18 protein-coding genes are annotated in these 21,319 nt (G+C 52.7%); 11 read left to right on the forward strand and 7 right to left on the reverse strand.

Translation table 11 applies throughout. From position 1 onward, the window contains the following. Nucleotides 1–60: 60 nt before the first annotated feature. The 8 genes from AYK82_RS03070 to AYK82_RS03105 all read left to right on the forward strand — a co-directional run bounded on the left by AYK82_RS03070 (nt 61) and on the right by AYK82_RS03105 (nt 7,630). On the forward strand, nt 61–573 hold the full coding sequence (locus tag AYK82_RS03070; RefSeq protein ID WP_068311190.1) for a tripartite tricarboxylate transporter TctB family protein: 513 nt from the start codon (nt 61–63) through the stop codon (nt 571–573). Continuing rightward, nucleotides 564–2,066 carry a tripartite tricarboxylate transporter permease gene (locus AYK82_RS03075; RefSeq protein WP_068311191.1) on the forward strand — a complete coding sequence of 501 codons (1,503 nt, stop codon included), beginning with the start codon at nt 564–566 and terminating at the stop codon, nt 2,064–2,066. Before AYK82_RS03070 ends, AYK82_RS03075 begins: the two co-directional genes overlap by 10 nt. A 67-nt stretch (nt 2,067–2,133) precedes the next feature. Further along, on the forward strand, nt 2,134–3,111 hold the full coding sequence (locus AYK82_RS03080; protein ID WP_082733698.1) for a 2-hydroxyacid dehydrogenase: 978 nt from the start codon (nt 2,134–2,136) through the stop codon (nt 3,109–3,111). Between the two features lie 76 nt (nt 3,112–3,187). Next, entirely contained in the window at nt 3,188–4,336 is a 1,149-nt protein-coding gene (gene dgoD, locus AYK82_RS03085) for a galactonate dehydratase (RefSeq protein ID WP_068311193.1), read from the forward strand. Between the two features lie 44 nt (nt 4,337–4,380). Beyond that, entirely contained in the window at nt 4,381–5,280 is a 900-nt protein-coding gene (locus tag AYK82_RS03090; protein ID WP_068311194.1) for a dihydrodipicolinate synthase family protein, read from the forward strand. A 9-nt stretch (nt 5,281–5,289) separates the two neighbouring features. Beyond that, on the forward strand, nt 5,290–6,207 hold the full coding sequence (locus AYK82_RS03095) for a 2-dehydro-3-deoxygalactonokinase (RefSeq protein WP_082733699.1): 918 nt from the start codon (nt 5,290–5,292) through the stop codon (nt 6,205–6,207). 2 nt (nt 6,208–6,209) lie between these two features. Beyond that, entirely contained in the window at nt 6,210–6,845 is a 636-nt protein-coding gene (locus tag AYK82_RS03100; protein WP_068311195.1) for a 2-dehydro-3-deoxy-6-phosphogalactonate aldolase, read from the forward strand. Nucleotides 6,846–6,895: 50 nt separating this feature from the next. Next, a complete protein-coding gene (locus tag AYK82_RS03105; protein ID WP_068311196.1) occupies nt 6,896–7,630 on the forward strand; it encodes a fumarylacetoacetate hydrolase family protein in 735 nt (244 codons plus the stop codon). Between the two features lie 224 nt (nt 7,631–7,854). Here the strand turns inward: AYK82_RS03105 and ftsY are convergent, their stop codons facing one another. From ftsY to AYK82_RS03125, 4 genes are all read right to left on the reverse strand, one after another. Then, the gene (gene ftsY / locus AYK82_RS03110; protein ID WP_068311198.1) at nt 7,855–9,078 is read right to left on the reverse strand and encodes a signal recognition particle-docking protein FtsY; all 1,224 of its coding nucleotides are present in this window, start codon (nt 9,076–9,078) and stop codon (nt 7,855–7,857) included. Between the two features lie 41 nt (nt 9,079–9,119). Then, nucleotides 9,120–10,379, reverse strand: coding sequence for a tRNA (N(6)-L-threonylcarbamoyladenosine(37)-C(2))-methylthiotransferase MtaB (mtaB, locus tag AYK82_RS03115; RefSeq protein WP_068311200.1), 1,260 nt, complete (start codon nt 10,377–10,379; stop codon nt 9,120–9,122). Beyond that, nucleotides 10,376–11,281 carry a diaminopimelate epimerase gene (dapF, locus tag AYK82_RS03120; protein WP_068311202.1) on the reverse strand — a complete coding sequence of 302 codons (906 nt, stop codon included), beginning with the start codon at nt 11,279–11,281 and terminating at the stop codon, nt 10,376–10,378. The genes mtaB and dapF overlap by 4 nt, the downstream gene beginning before the upstream one ends. Before the next feature lie 135 nt (nt 11,282–11,416). Further along, the gene (locus AYK82_RS03125; protein ID WP_068311204.1) at nt 11,417–11,932 is read right to left on the reverse strand and encodes a L,D-transpeptidase family protein; all 516 of its coding nucleotides are present in this window, start codon (nt 11,930–11,932) and stop codon (nt 11,417–11,419) included. Nucleotides 11,933–12,151: 219 nt separating this feature from the next. Here AYK82_RS03125 and AYK82_RS03130 point away from each other — a divergent pair, with 219 nt between their 5' ends. Both AYK82_RS03130 and AYK82_RS03135 read left to right on the forward strand, forming a co-directional pair. Further along, nucleotides 12,152–12,835, forward strand: coding sequence for a response regulator transcription factor (locus AYK82_RS03130; protein WP_068311205.1), 684 nt, complete (start codon nt 12,152–12,154; stop codon nt 12,833–12,835). A 63-nt stretch (nt 12,836–12,898) separates the two neighbouring features. After that, the gene (locus AYK82_RS03135) at nt 12,899–13,384 is read left to right on the forward strand and encodes a cyclic nucleotide-binding domain-containing protein (protein ID WP_068311209.1); all 486 of its coding nucleotides are present in this window, start codon (nt 12,899–12,901) and stop codon (nt 13,382–13,384) included. A 115-nt stretch (nt 13,385–13,499) separates the two neighbouring features. On the opposite strand, the gene leuD is transcribed toward AYK82_RS03135, so the two are convergent. Both leuD and argC read right to left on the reverse strand, forming a co-directional pair. Then, nucleotides 13,500–14,105 carry a 3-isopropylmalate dehydratase small subunit gene (leuD, locus tag AYK82_RS03140; protein ID WP_068311211.1) on the reverse strand — a complete coding sequence of 202 codons (606 nt, stop codon included), beginning with the start codon at nt 14,103–14,105 and terminating at the stop codon, nt 13,500–13,502. Nucleotides 14,106–14,149: 44 nt separating this feature from the next. Then, the gene (gene argC, locus AYK82_RS03145; protein ID WP_068311213.1) at nt 14,150–15,100 is read right to left on the reverse strand and encodes an N-acetyl-gamma-glutamyl-phosphate reductase; all 951 of its coding nucleotides are present in this window, start codon (nt 15,098–15,100) and stop codon (nt 14,150–14,152) included. A gap of 335 nt (nt 15,101–15,435) precedes the next feature. Between argC and AYK82_RS03150 the strand changes: the two genes are divergently transcribed. Continuing rightward, the gene (locus AYK82_RS03150; RefSeq protein ID WP_068311334.1) at nt 15,436–20,244 is read left to right on the forward strand and encodes an NAD-glutamate dehydrogenase; all 4,809 of its coding nucleotides are present in this window, start codon (nt 15,436–15,438) and stop codon (nt 20,242–20,244) included. Between the two features lie 104 nt (nt 20,245–20,348). On the opposite strand, the gene AYK82_RS03155 is transcribed toward AYK82_RS03150, so the two are convergent. Then, the gene (locus AYK82_RS03155; RefSeq protein WP_068311215.1) at nt 20,349–21,290 is read right to left on the reverse strand and encodes a TQO small subunit DoxD; all 942 of its coding nucleotides are present in this window, start codon (nt 21,288–21,290) and stop codon (nt 20,349–20,351) included. Between the last annotated feature and the right edge of the window lie 29 nt (nt 21,291–21,319).

Here is a 21,319-nt window from a genome sequence, read left to right on the forward strand (position 1 = left end):
AGCATTATTGGGAGGCTGACACTCAGTCTCCCACTTTCCCCGAGCAGTTGGTGCTACCTAATGAAACTTGATGATATCATCACTGGGGGACTGTTTGCGATACTCGGGCTAGTCATAGTCATCTACTCGCAATCGTTTCCTACAATGAGGCATATTGCCTATGGTCCGGGATTTTTCCCCTCGATTGTCGGTGTAGCTATGATTGGTTACAGCGGCGTCTTGATCCTCCGTTCAATGGTTCTACGGTGGCTCAGTTGGCGCAAGGGCCTAGAGAATTCCCCGCTGGTTGTCGCTGGCGACTGGGTACGTTCCGGCTCGGGAATTTTAGACATGGCGGCTATTCCAGCCTCCGTAATCTTCTACATTCTCCTCTCCGATAGCCTTGGGTTCTACCTGACATGCTTCCTGCTTGTCAGTTTCTTAAACTATCTGTTCTCCAAGCAGTTTGGGCGATCATTGTTTACGGCACTCGTGGTGACCACGTTTTTGCAGTTGTTCTTCGGAAAACTAATGATGGTGCCATTGCCTTGGGGCTTCCTCGAGCCATATTCGGGAGTATTGACATGGATGTGATTTTCGCAGCTCTTGGCCTCCTATGGGATCCAACAGTTATTGGCATCATGTTAGCCTGTGCGGTGTATGGACTGGCTGTGGGCTCTATTCCCGGGCTATCTGCCTCAATGGCTGTGGCACTTCTCGTTCCAATGACCTTTTTTATCGACGCAGTGCCAGCGCTTGCCGGGATTGTAACCCTTGCGGCCATGGCGATTTTTGCGGGCGATCTACCCGGCGCGTTCCTGCGCATTCCCGGCACGCCGGCCTCGGCGGCCTATGCCGATGAAGCCTATAAAATGTCATTGCAAGGCAAGGGCGAAAGAGCCCTTGGTATCGGTCTGGTTTGTTCCGCAATTGGCGGGGTTTTTGGCGCGCTCGTACTGCTATTTGCGGCTCCGTCACTAGCCAAAATCGCATTGAAATTCAGTACCTTCGAGTACTTTTGGCTTGCTTGTATGGGTTTGAGCGCCGCAGTTGTCGTTTCACATGGCAATATGGCCAAGGGCATGCTTTCGCTCTTTCTGGGGCTTTTCATTGCCATGATCGGGATTGATCCAATGTCTGGTCAGATACGCTATACCTTCGGCAACAGCGCCTTAATCGGCGGGCTTGGATTTATTCCTGTGCTGATTGGCTTTTTCGCGCTCTCAGAGGTCATGCGTTTTGCTGCCTTGCGGGTGCGGCCAACCCACTCAGCAAGCACTGTAGGCAATGTTTTTTCCGGTCTTGGCCAAGATGTGATCCGACTTCGCTACGGGATCTTGCGCGGCTGTGGGCTCGGCACGATCATCGGTGCAATTCCGGGGGCTGGTGCAGATATCGCCTCATACATCTCCTACGCAGCACAAAAAAAGTTATCTAAGAACCCAGAGAAGTTCGGCACCGGCATTGTCGATGGCATCGGGCCAGCTTCGGCTGCGAACAACTCTGCGGTTGGTGGGGCCTTTGTACCAGCGACGGTCTTCGGCATTCCCGGCGACTCTCTGTCAGCAATAATCATAGGCGTGCTCTACATGAAGGGCCTTAATCCCGGCCCTACAGTGTTTCTGCGGCAACCGGAATTAATTACCGCAGTGTTCTTGGCATTCTTGATTGCGAACATCATGCTCGTACCTTTTGGTTTTGCTGCCATTAAGATGTTCAAACAGGTGCTGCGCGTGCCGCGCACGCTGCTGATGCCTTCAATTTTGGCGTTCTGCATTGTTGGCGCATTTGCGGTTGAAAACGCAGTGTTCGCGGTAACCACGATGCTTATCGTCGGCGTGCTGGGCTACCTGATGGAAGAAAACGGTTACCCGATAGCTCCGGCGATCCTCGGTCTCGTCTTGGGCCCGATGCTGGAAGAAAACTTCCTCTCATCCATGATGAAGGCGCACGGCGACTTTGCTGCATTCTTCGAGCGACCGCTGGCCGCAGGGATCGCTGCAGTGACAATAATCCTATGGCTCTACCCGGTTTTGAGCTGGGGCTTTGCCAACCTTAAGGCGCATCGGAACAAGGCGCTCTCCTGACACTCTCTAGCGGGCACGGCACTCGTGCTCTCTCAATAAGCAAGAAAAATTAAGGACTTGATCACTCATGAAAATTGTAATGTATGGCGCGCCGGTCGTAGGTTTCGTCGATCGTGTCAAGGCAGGAATCTCAGTTGACGCAGAATTTGTGTCGCTGGCCTATGATGCTCCAGCCGAGGAAAAGGCGGCGGCCTTTTCCGGGGCCGATATCTTGATCACCAACAGATACAACGAGGATAATCCAAGCGCTGACAGTGTTAAGCTGATCCAGCTGCCGGGAGCCGGATATGATGAGGTTAAGCTCGACTTGATCCCTGATGGAATTCCCACCTGTAATGTTTATGAACATGATACCGGCGTTGCAGAATTTGTCATGCTGGCGATGCTGAACTGCAACTGGAATATTGGACGTCTAGAAAGCACCATCAAAGCAGGAAGCTGGGAGTTAAGTAGCCGTTACGGGGCGCCACCAGCGTTGGAGTTGGCGGGCAAGACCCTTGGTGTCGTTGGCTTTGGGCGCATCGGTCGGGCAATTACGCAGCGGGCAAAAGCATTTGGGATGAACGTCGTCGCAGCGAACCGCGACGAACCTTGGCTCGATGAATATCGCCACATGGTCGATGAGCTCTATGACATGTCGGCGCTTAACGAGATGTTGCCGCACTGTGACTATGTGCTCGTCAGCTGCGTGTACTGTGAGGATACGCATGACTTGTTCGCCGAAGAACAGTTTGCGCTCATGAAGGACACAGCCGCGATCTTCAATATTTCTCGCGGGCCAGTGATCAACGAAAAGGCACTTTATACAGCCTTGAAGGAAAACCAGATTGGCGGGGCGCATATCGACGTTTGGTATCGATATCCTGATGCCGAAGACCCTAACCAGTCTCCGGCCCACTACCCGTTTGAGACATTGAGCAATGCGCATATGTCTCCGCATGTTGCAGGTTGGACCGATGGAACCATCGACCGGCGTTGGCAGCTCATCTGCGACAACATCAATGCGATTTGCGCTGGTGAAGAACCGAAGAACCGGCTGAAATAAGTAAAGTTTACAGATCGGTTAGATGCGACCGATCTGTGCCCTTTCCCGCCCCCTAGTGTGCTTTTAGGAACTGATCATGAAAATCACAGCTATCGAAACTTGGCTGGTGCCGCCGCGCTGGTGCTTTTTGAAGATAACAACCGACGAAGGTATCGTAGGCTGGGGGGAGCCGGTTATTGAGGGCCGTGCAGCGACAGTACAGGCCTGTGTCCATGAGCTTGAGGGCTTGCTGATCGGGCGAGATCCCCGACGGATCGAAGATATCTGGCAAATGCTGTATCGGGGTGGTTTCTATCGCGGCGGGCCGATTTTGATGAGCGCGCTCGCAGGAATTGATCAGGCTCTTTGGGATATTAAGGGTAAGGCTCTTGGAGTGCCGGTGCACGAGCTGCTTGGCGGTGCTGTGCGCGACCGCATGCGGATGTATTGCTGGATCGGTGGCGACCGGCCACAAGAGATTGCCAGCCACGCAAAAGAGGTAGTAGAGAAGGGGTTCACCGCCTTCAAAATGAACGGCACGCCTGAACTTGCCATTATCGACAGTCATGAAAAAGTAGATGCGGCGGTAGCACGCATAGGCGAAGCGCGTGATGCGGTGGGAATGGGTGTCGGTATCGCGGTTGATTTTCATGGTCGCGTACATAAGCCCATGGCAAAAATACTCTTGAAAGAGCTAGAGGCTTTTCGCCCAATGTTTGTCGAAGAGCCGGTGCTGGCTGAGCATCTACATACCCTTCCTAAGATAACCGAGGGTATTGCTACACCAATTGCCACCGGAGAACGAATGTTCTCTCGCTTTGATTTTAGGCCCGTTCTTGAGCAGAACTGCGTCGATATCGTGCAGCCAGACCTGTCGCATGCGGGGGGTATTTCAGAGTGCCGACGCATAGCGGCGCTGGCCGAAACCTATGATGTTGCCTTTGCACCGCATTGCCCGTTGGGGCCATTGGCGTTGGCAGCTTGCCTGCAAGTGGACTTTGTATCCCACAATGCGTTCATCCAAGAGCAGTCTATGGGTATCCACTATAACCAAGGCAACGATGTTTTGGATTACCTCGTTGATCCTGCCCCATTGCAGATTCAAGAAGGCTATCTCCCATTGTTCGACAAACCCGGGCTTGGGGTCGAAATCAACGAAGCATTCGTGCGCGAGCGGGCGCAGGATGCGTCCGAGTGGAAAAATCCGATTTGGCGCCACTTCGACGGCTCAATCGCTGAGTGGTAATGCGTCGACTAAAGGTGAACTCCGTCTCGCAGGTGAACTAGAAAATGGAACCACAAGGAATATACCCTGTTCTTTATGCCTACTTTGATGATCAGGGCGCCCTTGATAAGGCAAACTACGAAAAGCAAATAGCGGCCTGTCTGGCTGCTGGTGCACATGGCATTGCGACGCTTGGGCTTATAACCGAAGTCGCCAAGTTAACTCTTCAGGAACGCCAGACGCTAATCGACTGGACCGTTGCAGGTGTTGCAGGGCGGGTGCCCGTTGCAGTGACGGTCGCCGGCAATTCCGTTGAAGAAATGATTGGCCTTGCACAATACGCAGAGCAAGCCGGTGCTGATTGGATTGTGTTGCAACCTCCGCTAGGGGAAAAACCCTCGGCATCACAATTAATTAGGTTCTTCGGTCAGATTATGGATGCTGTGGATATACCCTGCGGCGTGCAAAATGCGCCAGAATTCCTAGGTTGCGGTTTGGCACCCTGTGACGTCAAAGAGCTGATGAACCAGCACGGCAATTTTAGCGTTATGAAAGGGGAGGGGCCTGTTGTGGCCATAAAACCCTTTATCGAGGCCAGTGAAGGCAAGCTGAGAATTTTTAATGGCCGCGGCGGGCTGGAGCTTTATGACAATCTTGCTGCTGGCTGCGCTGGATTGATCCCTGCTCCAGATTGCGCAGATTTGCAAATCCAGCTGTACAACGCCTTTGCCGCCGGAGAATTAGAAAAGGCCAAGGAGCTCTACCACCTGTTGCTGCCTTACGCCGTTTACTCCATGCAGTCGATCGATACAGCGATCTTCTATGGCAAGCGGCATTTTAATAGGCGGGCTGGCATTCATGGCGCGAATAATTGCCGAGTACCCGCCCTGCGAGAAGAGCCTTTCTTCATGGAAGCTGGCGCGCGGTGGATGGGCGCTTTTGGCACCTACGCTAAGGGAAAATAGGGACAAGAGATGACAAAAGCGGCGCTTATTGCAGTTGACTGGGGCACCAGTTCGTTTCGGGCACGGACAATTGATGCCGACCTTAATGTGATCGACCTGATTTCAACAGATGAGGGTATCCTCAAGGCGAAGGGGCAGTTTGAACAGGTCTTCGCAAGTAATCTTCGACGGTTAGACGGCTTCCAAGAGGACTTGCCTATCGTGATGTCGGGCATGATTGGCTCGCGCAATGGCTGGGTTGAAGTGCCTTACATGAGCTTACCAGCTCACCTTTCTGACCTTTCTGGCCAAACAGGAAAGATCACTTTGGCGGGGTTCGGGCCTATTACGCTTGTGCCGGGCGTCATGGCGCGCGGGCAGGCAGCCGATGTTATGCGCGGTGAGGAGACGGAATTATTTGGGGCAATCCAGATGCTGGACCTCAAAGAGGGCCGGCTGATCATTCCAGGCTCTCATTCCAAGCACGTTGTGATTAAGGAAGGAGCAATCTTCCAGTTTAATACATTCCTTACGGGGGAGTTATTCCACGCTCTAACCAACGCTACAATTCTGGGGGCATTTGGCAAGGAAGTTTGTCCGCGTTGCCCTTGGTTTGATCAAGGGGTTATCGCAGGCGCGCAAGAAGGCGATGCCGGTGCGCTGCTGGGGCGTTTGTTCTCGGCGCGGGCTCGCGTACTCGTCGACGGGATGCCAGAGAAGCACGCCGCTTGTTATCTTTCAGGCATGCTGATTGGAGCAGAGCTTTGCGCAACACATCAACAATCGCACAAACTCTGGATATTGGGAAATGGAAAGCTGCCGCATATTTATCAGCAAGCGGCAACGTTGCTTGACATAAACGCGCAGATCGTACCGGAGGGCGCGGCAGTGGCCGGTGCTGTCCAGATTGCTAAGGCACTTGGTTTGGCCTTCCACAACGGGAATTGAAGATGACAAAATTTGAAAACCACCTGAAAAGCGCACCAATCGTCGCCATCCTACGCGGTTTACAACCTCGTGAGGCTGTAGAAATCGCGCAAGCGCTTGTCGATGGTGGCATTGAAATAATGGAAGTGCCGTTGAATTCACCACAGCCCTATGAGAGTATTCGCTCGATCCGCGAGGCCTTTGGCGACCGTGTGTATTTGGGTGCTGGCACTGTGCTTAGTGAAGAGCAAGTAAGCAGCGTTGCAGCGTGCGGCGGAGAATTTGCTGTGGCACCAAATTGCAATCGGAGCGTGGGAGCAGCTTGCGAGCGTAGCGGCCTTGATTGGTTGCCGGGGGTTTACACGCCGACAGAAGGGTTTGAGGCGCTTGCTGGCGGCGCTGCAGCACTCAAACTGTTTCCCGCCGAAATGTGCCCGCCAGCGCTAATAAAAGCTTGGTTGGCTGTATTCCCTCAAGAAACCAAAATCATTCCTGTAGGCGGTGTTCATGCCGATAACATCGCAGAATATTTGAATGTGGGAGCAAGTGCGGCGGGGATTGGGTCTTCATTGTTCAAGCCGGGAGATACAGCAGATGCCGTCTTGGCCAAAGCAAAGAAGCTAGTTGCAAACGCAGAAACTGCCAACAACCATTGTTGAGACTGAGACAGCAGTCATGGCGGGAAAACAACTGAACGGATAAAAAGACGATGACCTCCCTTGCCGAAAAATTGAATACCGCGCGACTTCAACAGGATCTTCTTGCAGTCTCTGATTATCCTTCGCCATCCTTGGCATTGCACGAAGCACTTTCAGTTCAGCAAGAGCTCGCGGTTGACAGAGGAACAGTCGCTGGCTGGAAAATTGGGAAAATGCCGTCTGGAGAAGCTGCCTTCGCTCCGATTTATCAGCAAGATGTTATCTTGGATGGTCAGCGTTTTAGCCAAAATCAGGGTCCAGACCTTGCGGTTGAGGTGGAACTGGCTTTTGTGCTTGAAAAAGACATACCACCCTTCTGCAAGCAAGCTGAGGTGGCGTGGGATGCGGTCGGCCAAGTTGTTCTAGGTATTGAGCTGGTGCAGTTCAGGTTGGCCGATGTGGCGCAAGCGGATTTGACTTTAAAAGTCGCAGACAATTTCGGGAATGCGGGTTACATCATTGGTCCTCAGATTCAGGCTTTTCAAAAGGAGCAGCTTGGCGCAACCGAACTTCATCTGCAGATAGATGGCCAAACGATACACAATGGCATGGCCAAAAACGGACTTGGCGATCCTCTTGCTCTATTTTATTTGGCAGCGGCTGGCATGGGAGATCACCTTGGTGGCTTTCGTGCCGGGCAGTTCATCACAACCGGGTCATTCTCTGGTTGCAAATACTACCCTGTCGGGTCTCATGTATCCGCAAGAATGCCGCAGTATGATGCCACGATGAGTTGTTACTTGTAAGGTCAAGCGTCTGGTGCGTTAGTGTTGTGACATCACTCTAAATTCAATCATCAAAGGGCAATGTGGGACGCTTTAAAGCGTCCTTCAAAGCCATTAGTTCAAACTTGCTGCGACTTTTGGTAGGTGAAACCGTCTAAGGTGTTAACTCGAAAGGTCGCACAGCACTTTAGCATACCAATGGATCGTGCCAACTAAGGCAGCCTTTTGGAAGCCTCTGGTGGAGGTTACGCCAAGCCCGCAATGGCTTGGGCGAACTCTTTGGCCTCGAAAGGTTCAAGATCATCAACATCCTCTCCAACCCCGATGAAGTGAACGGGTAGACCAAATTTCTTTGAAATTGCAACGAGAATTCCGCCTCTCGCCGTGCCGTCCAGCTTGGTCATAATGAGGCCTGTGACCCCCGCATCTTTGCCGAAGATCTCCACTTGTTTCAGGGCATTTTGCCCTGTTGTGGCGTCTAATGAGAGCAAGACTGTGTGCGGTGCGCTCTCGTCATGCTTTTTGATGACGCGAATGATCTTCTTGAGCTCGTCCATCAACTCGGTTTTGTTTTGCAACCGGCCAGCAGTGTCTATCAGCAGTACGTCTGCACCTTGAGCCTGTGCCGCCACAACCGCATCATAAGCAAGGCCTGCTGCATCTGCGCCGGTATCGCGGGCAATCACATCTGCGCCAGTGCGCTCACCCCACACTTTAAGTTGCTCCACAGCCGCGGCGCGGAAGGTATCGCCTGCTGCAAGTACCACTTTTTTACCTTGTGCGGCGAGCAAAGAGGAAAGCTTGCCAATACTCGTGGTCTTGCCCGTTCCATTCACGCCAACCATGAGCACAATATGCGGCTTGTTTCCGGTTTCTAAGTCGAGTGGTTTGGCAACTGGCGTCAAAACCGCTTCCACTTCCTCCGCAAGAATTTGGCGGACTTCTTCGCCGGAGATTTCCTTATCATAGCGGCCATCTGCAACCCGTTCGGTTATGGTCATGGCCGTATCAACACCAAGGTCAGCTTGAATCAGAATGTCTTCCAGCTCTTCCAGCGTTTCTGCATCTAGCTTGCGCTTGGTGAAGATCGAGGAAATGCCATCCGTCAGCGATGAAGATGAACGCGATAAGCCCGCCTTTAGCCTCTGATACCAGCTCAACTTCACTGCTGGCGCATCTTCAGGCCCTTCAGTTCGCGCGGCTTCTGGTGTTTCATTCTCTTGTTCCATCAGCACAGCATCACCGGGGGCGTGATCGCCTTCGCTTACGGGTTCATCGAGATTTTCATTTGTCGCCGCAGGGCTGTCCTCCGCAGGTTTACTTTCGGCTTCCACAACCTCTGAAGCATCGGCGCCATCAAGCGCTAGTTGTGGCGCGGTCAGCTCTTCCTTGGCAGATGGCTGCTGCTCGGGTGTCTCGTCAGCGCCGCCAAACAACCGCCCAAAAAAACCGCGCTTTTTCTCGCTCATACCAATGCTTTCCGTCGTTAAGTGCTAGGCGCAAGAAAGGCCTAGCCAAGAATTTCTGCCATTAAATGCCGCTGTGAATGGCCGGTGATGCGCACATCAAGAAACTGGCCGGGCTCGCCTGCATCCAGCTCGACTTCAGTAAACAGCTCTGTGCGCCCCAGCCCTTCACGTTCAACAAGAACACTACGCGTTTTACCAAGTTCGCTTTGCAGATGCAGAAGGACAGCTTCCTGCCCTTTTTCGCGCAGGCGTGCAGCCCGTTCTTTCACAATAGCTCGTTCTAACTGCGGCATACGGGCAGCTGGTGTGCCCGGGCGCGGAGAGAACGGGAACACATGCAAATGTGTCAAGCCGCAATCATCAACTATGCGCAGCGTGTTTTCAAACATTTCGTCAGTTTCGGTTGGAAAACCAGCGATAATATCAGCACCAAAGACCACATCTGGCCGCATCTTGCGAACATCCTCGCAGAATTGGACCGTGTCTTCGCGCGCGTGGCGACGTTTCATCCGTTTCAGGATCATGTTGTCACCAGCCTGTAGCGACAGGTGGAAATGCGACATCAGCCGCATATCGGAGGCAATGACCTCCATTAATTCTGCATCCGCTTCAATACTATCGATAGAGGAAAGCCGTAACCGTTTAAGGTCTGGAACAAGCTGGAGGATTTTGGCGCAAAGGCTGCCGAGTTTAGGTGTGCCCGGCAGGTCAGCCCCGTAGGAGGTGATATCCACCCCTGTTAGTACAATTTCGCCATAGCCATTGTCCACCAACCGCTTGATCTGGTCGATAACCACCCCCATTGGCACTGAGCGGGAATTGCCGCGACCAAAGGGAATGATGCAGAATGTACAGCGATGGTCACAGCCGTTTTGAACTTGCACAAAGGCGCGCGAGCGGCCCTCCAGCCCGTCAATCAAGTGGCCTGCCGTTTCGCGCACGCTCATAATATCGTTTACGCGCACTTTCTCGCTGGCATCAATGCCGAATTCAGCCACCTTGCCGTAGCTGGCGCGCTCTAGCTTTTCGCTGTTGCCAAGAACAAGGTCAACCTCGTCCATTCCGGCAAAGGTGTCTGCCTCGGTCTGGGCCGCACAGCCGGTAACGATAATACGCGCTTCGGGATTGTCCCGTCGCGTTCTGCGAATGGTTTGCCGCGCCTGGCGCACAGCCTCATTGGTGACGGCACAGGTGTTAATCAGCACGGCATCTTTCAGCCCTGCGGCCTCCGCCTCGCGCTTCATCACTTCCGACTCATAGGCATTAAGTCGGCAGCCAAATGTCACGACATCAATAGTCAACTTACTGGCTCCGCAACCGCGTCTCCCGCGGCGGTCCTTTCGTATTTCAGGGTTTCAAGGTCTAGTAGACCTTCAAATTCAATCTCGGTCTCGCCGCTCATTATGATGTGGTCATCACTGGCGCGCCATTCAATCCCAATAGCACCGCCGGGCAAATGCACATCGACGTCACGCTCGCACAGGCCCTTGCGGGCCGCCGCCACGGCGGTAGCACAAGCTGCTGTTCCGCAAGCAAGTGTAATGCCCACGCCGCGCTCCCAAACACGCAGGCGAATCTCTCGTGGGCTATCAACCTGAGCCAAAGAAATATTGGCTTTTTGGGGGAAAATCGGGTGATTTTCCAATAGCGGCCCAAGCTTATCAAGCTCATAAGCATCAATATCTTCCACCCAAAAGATTGCATGGGGGTTACCCACATTCACCACAGAAGGGCTATGCAGAACCGGCGCATCAATCGGGCCAATTTGTAGCTCGATCTGCGTGGTATCTGCAAACTCCTCGGCAAGCGGGATCGACTGCCAGTCGAAGCGCGGAACGCCCATATCCACAGCGACGTTGCTTTCACTCTCACGAGCAAAGGCATGCAACAAGCCGGCATTGGTCTCGATTGTGACAGCTGCAAGCCCAGCTTCGCCAAGCAGAAGGCGGCCAATGCAGCGTGTCGCATTTCCGCAGGCATCAACTTGGCTGCCATCGCGATTGTGAATGCGCATGAAGGCGTAGGCGCCAGCAGATGAACGTTCAACAGTAATCATCTGGTCAAAACCGATGCCGCTGTCTCGGGACCCGATAGCGGCGATTTGCGCCGGATTCAAGGCAACCGATGCCTGCCGGGCATCGAACACCACAAAATCATTGCCAAGTCCGTTCATCTTCAAAAAAGGAATGCGCGCATCCGCCATCTAATCGGCTCCAGACCAAACAGCCACATGAAAGCGGCTAAGTGTAACTCTTTATCGCCTATATGCCGGAAATTGAGAGCAAATTCCATAGGTATTCAGCGCTTAACAGCGCTGTTTGCAGGCAAAGGGAGCGTTTTAGCGCTCGGGAGGTAAAACTACCATTACAGCGCCCGCTCTTACACTTTGCAATATCTGCCGCATATCTGGTTTGCTAACAGCGATGCAGCCTTCCGTTGGAGCGAAGCCCTCACGGGCGATGTGAAAGAACACAGCACTGCCTGCACCGCGAACACAAGGCGTTTGATTGTGGTTGAGCACAACGCCTATGTCGTAAAGGCAGTCATCCCGCCACATCACTTCGTGCGACCGGGCAAAGGGTAAGCGTACCGGCCTGTTATAATGGGCGTGACGGGGGCTGTCACACCAACCATCACTAGGGCTCAGTGCCTGAAAGGGCAAACCGGATTGTGGTTTGCGTTCGCGGTCAGCCCTGTAAAACCCGGTGAGTAGCTCATAGTGACCGATTGGTGTTGTACCATCGCCTTCTCGTTTGCTGTGTGAAAGCCCACCTTTTCCCAACGCGCAGGGGAAGCTTGCTCCTTGAAACTCAAGTGTGCCTTGCTGGCTTGCATATGTTGCGGCCCTAACCATTATCTGTTGGGTGCATCGACGTTCTTGAGCATTTGGTATCTTGAGCATCTGGAGCCTGTCATTTTTGAAGGCTGTTAAATAACATGAGTGTGATAAGGATTGAACTGCATAGGCGGCTCTGTTGCGCTATGGCAAGAGCCTACAATCTACACTGTGATCCTGCGCTTTGTTTAAACAGATCAAGTAAAGATCGCAATCTGGGGAATTCTGGCAAATCATATGAGCACAAAACGAATCTTGATAGTAGATGATGATCAGGACCTGCGCGAAGCGCTGGTTGAGCAATTGACGCTCTATGAAGAATTTGAGCTTGTACAGGCGGAAAACGCCGCCTCCGGCATCAAACTGGTTAAATCAGATCACTTTGATCTTGTGGTTATGGATGTGGGTCTTCCGGATATTGATGGTCGTGAGGCCGTGAAATTGCTCCGCAAAGGGGGCTTCAACGCCCCTGTCATCATGCTCACAGGCCACGATACCGATAGTGACACCATTCTTGGGCTGGAAGCTGGGGCCAACGATTACGTCACCAAGCCATTCAAGTTTGCTGTTTTGCTGGCGCGTATACGCGCGCACTTGCGACAACATGAGCAAAGCGAGGACGCCGTGTTTACGGTGGGCCGCTACCAGTTTCAACCAGCTGCCAAGCTTTTGCAGACCAGCGATGGGGACAAAGTCCGTCTTACAGAAAAAGAAACAGCAATTCTCAAGTTTCTATATCGCTCTGGCGACAAGCCGGTCACCCGTGATGTGCTCTTGGAGGAGGTATGGGGATACAACTCGGGCGTCACCACACACACTTTGGAAACTCATATTTATCGCCTGCGCCAGAAAATCGAGAGCGATCCCTCCAATGCAAGCTTGCTGCTAACCGAGGCAGGGGGCTATAAGCTGGTTCCATAACAACCTGCAGCGTCACCGCGGCCCTTCAACAGCCGCTGTGAACGAACAGCGGACCCGTGCATCATGACTGTAACCAGTGATCTAGACCAACTTCGCAAGGTGCCTTTGCTTTCAGTATTTACAGATGAACAACTGCACACGTTGTCGGTTGCCTGTGAGCCTGTGAGCTTGCCGAGAGGCACATTTTTGTTTCAGCAAGGAGATCAGGCTGACAGCGCGTATGTGATAACCGCTGGGCAAATGCGCCTCGAGCTGGCCGAAGGCAAGATCTACCAAAGTGTCGGCACATTCGGCCCCGGAACTTTGTTTGGCGAGAATGCTCTATTTAGTGCCGCGATTCGTCCAACCTCTGCAATTGCACTGGGAAAGTGCGAATTGCTAAGGATTCGAAGATCATTATTTTTTCGCCTACTTGAGCAACACCCTGAAGCGGCACAACATATTTTGGCGGCACGTGCTGTTAGGTTTGTTAAAACCACGCGGGATCTCGGTCAGGTTGCGCGCAAGCTGGCCCGTATAGACAACTACGCCGCTAAAGGTGAGCGCTAGGTACCCTGGCGCTTCCTGCAATAAAAAAGGGGGCGTATGCCCCCTGATGTTTATTGCGCCCGAAAGGATCCGGCAAAGCCCAATAGCCTTTCGAGCGGAAAACAGGCGAGTGCCATTAGTGCCAAGGGCGCTCTTCAGCAAGTTTGCCCTCAAAGCTATCAATGCTCGCAGTTTTTTCCAGTGTCAGACCGATATCGTCTAGGCCATTGAGTAGGCAATGCTTGCGGAATGGATCGACCTCGAAAGCGATCGTGCCGCCATCCGGTCCGCTAATACTCTGGTTTTCCAGATCAACGGTTACAGTCGCGTTAGAGCCGCGGCTGGCATCGTCCATCAATTTGTCCAGATTTTCCTGAGAAACCACGATTGGCAGGATGCCGTTTTTAAAGCAGTTATTGAAGAAGATATCGGCAAAACTGGTTGAGATGATCACCTTGAAGCCGTAGTCCAGCAGCGCCCATGGTGCATGCTCGCGTGAAGAGCCGCAACCGAAGTTGTCTCCTGCCACCAGTATTTTGGCATCTTGATAGCCTGCCTTGTTAAGGATGAACTCCTCGTTAGGGGTACCATCCTCATTGCTGCGCATTTCGTGAAACAGCGCGGTGCCCAGACCAGAGCGCTTGATGGTTTTCAAAAACTGCTTTGGGATGATCATATCCGTGTCGATATTGACCAGTGGCAACGGCGCTGCAACTCCAGTCACCTTAGTGAATTTTTCCACGAACTACTCCTCGGGTCTCTGTCGACCTGCAAATTGCCACGGCCTTAGCCGCGCTGCAGGCTTTTTGTTTGGTCGATGCCCAGCATCAAATTCAGGTTTTGGATTGCCGCGCCAGACGCGCCTTTACCCAGATTATCGTAGACAGCAAACAAAACCGCTTGCTGACGCGCATCATTGGCAAAAACGTGAAGCCTCATAGTATTGGTACCATTGAAAACTTGTGGATCAATCTCCTCTCGTTTTTCAATAGCTTCCAGCGGCGCAACCTCTACAAAGCCATCCCGGCCTGCATAGTGGCTCTCCAATGCTGCGTGTAATTCTGCCCCACTCGGCGCATTTGACAATTGAGAAAGCTGCAAGGGAACTGCAGTTACCATGCCTTGCGCATAATTACCCACGGCGGGCTGGAACAAGGGCGCTGTCTGGAGTCCACTGTATTTTTGCATTTCAGGCAAGTGCTTGTGATTGAAACCAAGCGCGTAAGGCATGTAAGCATTGGCCTTTCCGGCTGCCGCTTCATAGGCTTCAATCATGGTTCGGCCGCCGCCGCTGTAGCCCGATATGGCATTCACTGTAATTGGAAAGTCAGCAGGAATCAGGAGGTTTTCGAACAGCGGCCGCAGCGTCGCTATTACCCCTTGCGGGTAACAACCTGGATTGCTGACAAAGCGAGCCTGCGCGATGTTCTGTGCCTGCGCAGCGCTGATTTCTGCAAAACCATAGACCCAGTCCTCATCGATGCGATAAGCGCTGGAGGCATCAATAACACGCGTCGTACCATTTTTAATCAAGCTTACGCTTTCCTTCGCAGCGGCATCTGGAAGGCAAAGAATAGCAATATCCGCAGCGTTAAGGAGCTCCGCTCTGGCCTTAAGATCTTTGCGAAGGGAAGGGTCGATGCTCAGCAGCTCGATGTCATCTCGTGCTTCCAAACGCTCCCGAATTTGCAAGCCAGTTGTTCCCGCTTCACCATCGATAAAGACACGCGCTGTCATTGCGGCAGTTCTCCTAAAAAGACGTTTGCACCACCTATTGCATTTGCCAGCGCTTAAAAAAAGTCCTGCCATTGAGTTTTTTGCTCATGAGGCCAGCTGGCTAATTGAGAAGCTCTCAACTGCATTTGCGCTAATTTAATTCTCCTTGAAATATCAATATCGAGTGGCGGCGCCCTCGCAAGAGGTGTCAAACCAAAAATCTAGTGAATCCACTTAGTGATAATCCACCGAAACCATGCATTGTAAAATAAAAGAAATACCCCTTAATAGAGGGACAAATGATCGCAGCAGGCAATTGGAAGCTACGCTGCACCAACGGGATAAGGGACGGAGAAATGCCCGGAGCACTTTCGGCGAAAATCGATAAGCTCATTGAACAAGCAAAACTTGAGCTCGGCAGCGATAATAAAGAGCTGCTCAAGTTCGCAGAAGACCTGTTCGCCAACGCAGATCTGGAGGATTTGCAAGGTTACAGCAAACAGGAGTTAGCCGTCCTGACGCGAAGCGCCTGGGAGGGCTTTGCAAACCACCCAGAGGGCACGCACGAGATTAGGGTGTTTGACCCGGCAGAGCCACAAGGCTGCCAAAACTTCGAAGATATCACCATCGTTGAGATCCTTAATGATAACATGCCATTTCTCGTGGCATCAGTTCTTGGGGAGATGCAGGAGCGCGGGCTGGATGTGCGCTTGTTCGTTCACCCGATCTTTGTGGTCGAGCGCGATACCAAAGGCGATATCGTAAAATTCCATGGTTCGGTAAGCGCGCAGCCCAAAACGGCAAAGCGCGAAAGCCTGATCCATTTGCACATTCCGCGCCTTGCTTCTGAAGAAGAAAAACAAGAGCTGACGGAAAGTCTCGACAAAGTGATGCGCGATGTGCGTCTGGCGGTGCGTGATTGGCAACCGATGCAAACGCGTTTGGCGCAAGCTATCAGCGACTATGAGACACGCAAAACACCCTTCTCTAAGCCGGACCTCAAAGAAGCTCTTGAGTTTCTGCAGTGGATTGCTGCTGACAACTTCACCCTGCTGGGAATGCGGGAGTACATTTTCGACGGCGGCGTTGAGAAAGGCGATCTTTCGCTTATTGACGGTACCGGGCTTGGGATTCTGGAAGATCCATCAGTTCGCGTTTTGAGGCGCGGTTCCGAGTTTGTGGTCATGACGCCAGAAATTCGCGATTTCTTGATGAAACCGGAACCCCTTATTGTTGCGAAAGCAAATGTTAAAAGCCGAGTTCATCGCCATGTGCACATGGATTACATCGGCATCAAACTGTTTGACGAAAAAGGCACGCTTACTGGCGAGCTGCGGGTTGTTGGCCTCTTCACATCCACCGCCTACAACAAATCGACAGTTTCAATCCCGTACCTGCGTGATAAAGTTACCAAAACCATGGAATTTCATGGTTTTGACCCAGAGAGCCATTCAGGCCGCGCATTACACAACATTCTGGAAGCATATCCCCGTGATGATTTGTTCCAGATCGACACCGAGACAATCTGTGAATTTACAACCGCGATTTTGCAGCTAAATGAACGCCCGCGGGTGCGTGTGCTGTCACGCTCGGATAAGTTCGACCGCTTTGTCTCTGTTCTTACGTATGTTCCGCGTGATCATTTCACCACAGCGGTGCGCCGCGGTATTGGGAAGTATCTCGCGAAAGAGTATGATGGCCGTGTTTCTGCGTGGTATGTCAGCTTTCTTGAAGGGCCGCTAGTGCGGATACACTTCATCATCGGGCGCGATCACGGCAAAACCCCGCAAATCGACCAGCTTCAGCTGGAAGATGGGGTACAGGCAATCGTCCGAACGTGGCCGGATAGCCTGTTCTTGGCCCTCAGGCAAAACATGGGGGCAGCTCCGGCGCGCCACTTGTTAAAGATCTACGGCGAAGCGTTTGATGGCGCCTACACTACAGGTACGCCTGCTGAAACCGCAGTCGAAGACATTCGTTTGCTTGAGCTGTTGAGCGAAAATCGCCCGCTTTTGATTCGCTTTAATAAGTACGAGCAAGACGGCGAGTTGCGCATCTCATTGCGCACCTACCATCGCGGCGCACCTTTACCTTTGTCCGCTCGGGTTCCCCTGTTGGAGAACATGGGTTTCAAGGTGATAAACGAGCGCACCTATCGCATTCGTCCTGCTGATAAGCAGCTGGCTTATTTGCACGACACAACTTTGGATATGGATGCGGATAAGCTTAAGGGGCTGAGCAAAGCAGACAGTGAACGGCTCGCATCCTTGTTCCTTTCCGTATGGAATGGTGCCGCAGAGAGTGACCGCTACAATGCCTTGGCGTTAAATGCAGGTCTAGCATGGCGGGATATCGCCATTTTGCGGGCGCTCTCTGCCTACCTGCGTCAAGCAGGCGTGCATTATTCCAGCGATTATATGGCAGATACGCTGAACAGCTTTGCCCCGATCGCAAAGCTGCTTGTTGACCTGTTCTATGTACGTTTTGATCCAGCGCTGGAGGCCGAAGAGCGTAAAGCCAAAGAGCAAGAGTTGGAAACCCGCTTCTTCTCCGAGCTCGAGAACGTCACCTCTCTGGACCACGACAAGATATTGCGCCGCTTTAACAATTTGCTTGAAGCCATTTTGCGCACCAACTTCTATCAGTTGGACGAGCGCGGCCTGCCAAAGCAAACCTTTGCATTTAAAATTGCGCCGCACAGGGTCGATGATCTGCCTAAGCCGTTGCCGCATCGCGAGATATTCGTCTATAGCCCGCGGGTAGAAGGCGTGCATATGCGCTTTGGTAAAGTCGCACGCGGTGGTTTGCGCTGGTCTGATCGCGCGCAAGATTATCGTACCGAAGTTCTGGGGCTGGTTAAGGCCCAACAGGTCAAGAATGCGGTTATTGTTCCTGTTGGTGCAAAGGGTGGTTTCTTGCCTAAGCAGTTGCCGGTTGGCGGCTCACGTGACGAGGTTTTTGCAGAAGGCACAGCGGCCTACAAGATCTTTATTTCGTCCCTGCTGGATTTGACCGACAACATCGATGGTGAATTGATCGTACATCCAGATCACATGATCCGTCATGATGAGGACGACCCATATCTAGTTGTCGCAGCGGATAAAGGCACGGCGACCTTCTCAGATACTGCAAATGCGATCTCGCAGAGCAAGCATTTCTGGCTGGATGATGCCTTCGCATCTGGCGGCTCTGTCGGGTACGACCATAAGAAAATGGGCATCACCGCGCGCGGTGCATGGGAAGCGGTAAAACGCCACTTCCGTGAAATGGATCGCGATATCCAGAAAGAGCCATTCACAGCTTGCGGTGTTGGCGATATGTCTGGCGATGTATTTGGCAATGGCATGTTGCTTTCGCGTGCAACCAAGCTGGTTGCGGCCTTCGATCACCGTGATATCTTCCTTGATCCAAATCCGGATCCGGCAAGCAGCTATGACGAGCGTCAGCGTATGTTCGATCTGGGCCGCTCCAGCTGGCAGGACTACAACAAAGAACTGATATCAGAAGGTGGGGGCGTGTTCTCTCGCTCGGCGAAGACCATTCCGCTTTCACTGCAAGTGCGGAAACTGCTGGATCTTGATAAGGAAAGCTGCTCGCCGCAAGAGCTGATGACTGCAATCTTGAAGATGCAGGCAGATCTGATGTGGTTTGGCGGTATCGGCACCTATATCCGTGCAAGCGATGAAAGCGATGCCGATGCTGGTGACCGTGCCAACGATGCAATCCGCATTACCGCCGCTGATTTGCGTGTGAAAGTGATTGGCGAGGGGGCTAACCTTGGCATCACTCAAAAAGCACGTATCGAGTTTAGTCGCCTTGGTGGCCGGTGTAATTCCGATGCGATCGACAATTCGGCCGGTGTGAACTCCTCGGATCTTGAAGTGAATATCAAGATTGCACTGGGTGCAGCGGTGAAAAAGGGCAAGCTGGATACGCCTGCGCGAAATGAGCTTCTTGCCCAGATGACGGACGAAGTTGCAGAACTGGTATTGCGCAACAACTATCTGCAAACCTTGGCGATCTCCCTATGTCAACGTCGTGGTATGGAGGACTTCGGCTATCAGGTGCGCATGATGCGGCAACTGGAGCAGCAAGACCTGCTGGATCGTGCTGTCGAGTTTCTGCCAGATGATGCGGCACTTGAGGAGCTGGAAAAGCAGGGTAAAGTCTTGTCACGGCCAGAGGTTGGCGTGGTGATGGCCTATGGAAAGCTCACCCTATACGATACGCTGCTGGCCAGCACCGTGCCGGATGATGCTTACCTTGCTCGAGAGCTGATGCGTTATTTCCCACCGGAAATGCACGAGACCTACGCTGAAGAGATCGCAAACCATCGCCTGCGCCGCGAGATCATTGCAACGATGCTTGCCAACTCTATCATCAACCGTGGCGGCCCTGCCTTCCTGACGCGGATCGTGGACCAGTCTGGTGCGCCAGTTGATGAAATTGCCCGTGCATTTGCCGCTGTGCGCGATGCCTTTGGCCTGTCAAATCTAAACGAGGAAATCGACGCGCTCGATAATATCGTGCAAGGCGAGGTGCAGCTGGAGCTTTATGCCGAAGTACAGGAGCTTGTGCTTGGGCAGGTTATCTGGTTCCTACGGAATGTAGACTTTGCCGAAGGTATTGAGGCGGCAGTAACCCGCTTTAAGACGGCTGTCGAGCGTCTGTCACCACGTTTGGAGCATTATCTTTCAGAGGATATCGCGGCCAAATTAAAGGAAGATACGCAGCGTTATGTTGCTGCAGGGGTACCTGTAATGACTGCGGCGCGCATTGCCCGCTTGGGCGGCGAGATGCTTATCGCTGATATCGTGCTTGTCTCTGAGCGTACTGGCGAAAATGTTGACAGTGTAGCGCAGACTTATTTCCGGGTTTCTAACCACTTCCGCTTTGCGCAAGTGGACGAGCTGGCCCGTGAATTTGATATCCGCGATTACTATGATGGTCTGGCGCTTGATCGCTCCCGGGCCCAATTGGCCGAGGCGCTGCGCAACCTCACCAGCGAGGCACTTTTGAATGCAGATGGCTTTGAAGGCTGGTTAGCGCAAAAAGGGGCAAAGGCCGAGCGCACACGCAAATCGGTTGCCGAGATCCTTGAAGCAGAGCTATCCGTTTCCCGCTTCTCCGTGGCCTCCGGAATGCTTGCGGAACTCACTGCATAAGCGCAGCTTACACGTAAACGGCAAAACCCGCAGCAAGTGCGACTTGCTGCGGGTTTTTCATTGTCACCACATACGATCCGCGCTAAGCGCTGATCTATGTGAGGTTACTTGAGCTGCACCACTGGATCTTTATTATCAATGAGATCAATCTTGGCAGAGACTGCATCAGCAGGAACCTTGATATCTACTTTTGAGCCAAGTCTGAGCTTAAGCACGCCATCAACGATCTTCCCGGACTTGGACCAAGGCTTGAAATGTACCTTGGTCACTTCAATTTTCGCTGCCGGAAGAAACATTTCTCTCCCGTCTTCAAGAGTAAAGGTGATCGAGCGCACATAGGCGGCGGTTGAAGATCCGCCAGCATCGACATAAAGCGTGGCTCGTTCCGGCGCGCCTGCCACCTTCTCGGCCACAATGGAATACACATGCGTGCTTGTGCGCTTATGAAAATCGAAGATGCCAAAAAAGTAGGAGTAGAAGCCGACGGTTAAGGCCACTGAAAGCACGACAAGAAAACGCGCAGACCCAGCACTAAACACCGAAGCCCCAGGGTCTCGACCAAGCGCATTATCAATGCTGTAAGGAACCGGACGGGACAAGAGAGCACTTATTGAAATGGCAAAGCCAAGGGCGGCCATGGTCCATTCATCAAGGCACTCATACCCCTGCCAACCGAAGATCAACATCAAGGCAACATTAATTAGCGCAGCCCCGAAAGCTGCCAACCTTGTCAAAAAGCCCAGGATAAGCCCAAGGCCGACAATGGCCTCGGCAGCTGACATGGCATAAACGGAAAAAGAAGCCAGTTCTGGATGATAGAGCACCCAGTGGATTATCCCTTCAATTGGTGAACCCGGAGCTGCTCCTACCAGTTTGTTAGATAAATGGGCCGGGCTATCAACATCCAGCTTGTTCGGCATGTTGTAAAAGCGCCGCCAGGCTCCCATTAGAAACACGAAGCCCATGGAAATAGTTGCAGCGCCAATTGCAATGCGTTGCGTCTTGTCGACGAGGTCTTCGCCGTTGTCGCGCGTGTCTGTCACCATTTGGTTTGGTGCCTCCTGAATCTACTTGG

It is taken from the genome of Polycladidibacter hongkongensis (assembly GCF_001561995.1).
Classification (GTDB): Bacteria; Pseudomonadota; Alphaproteobacteria; order Rhizobiales; family Stappiaceae; genus Pseudovibrio; species Pseudovibrio hongkongensis.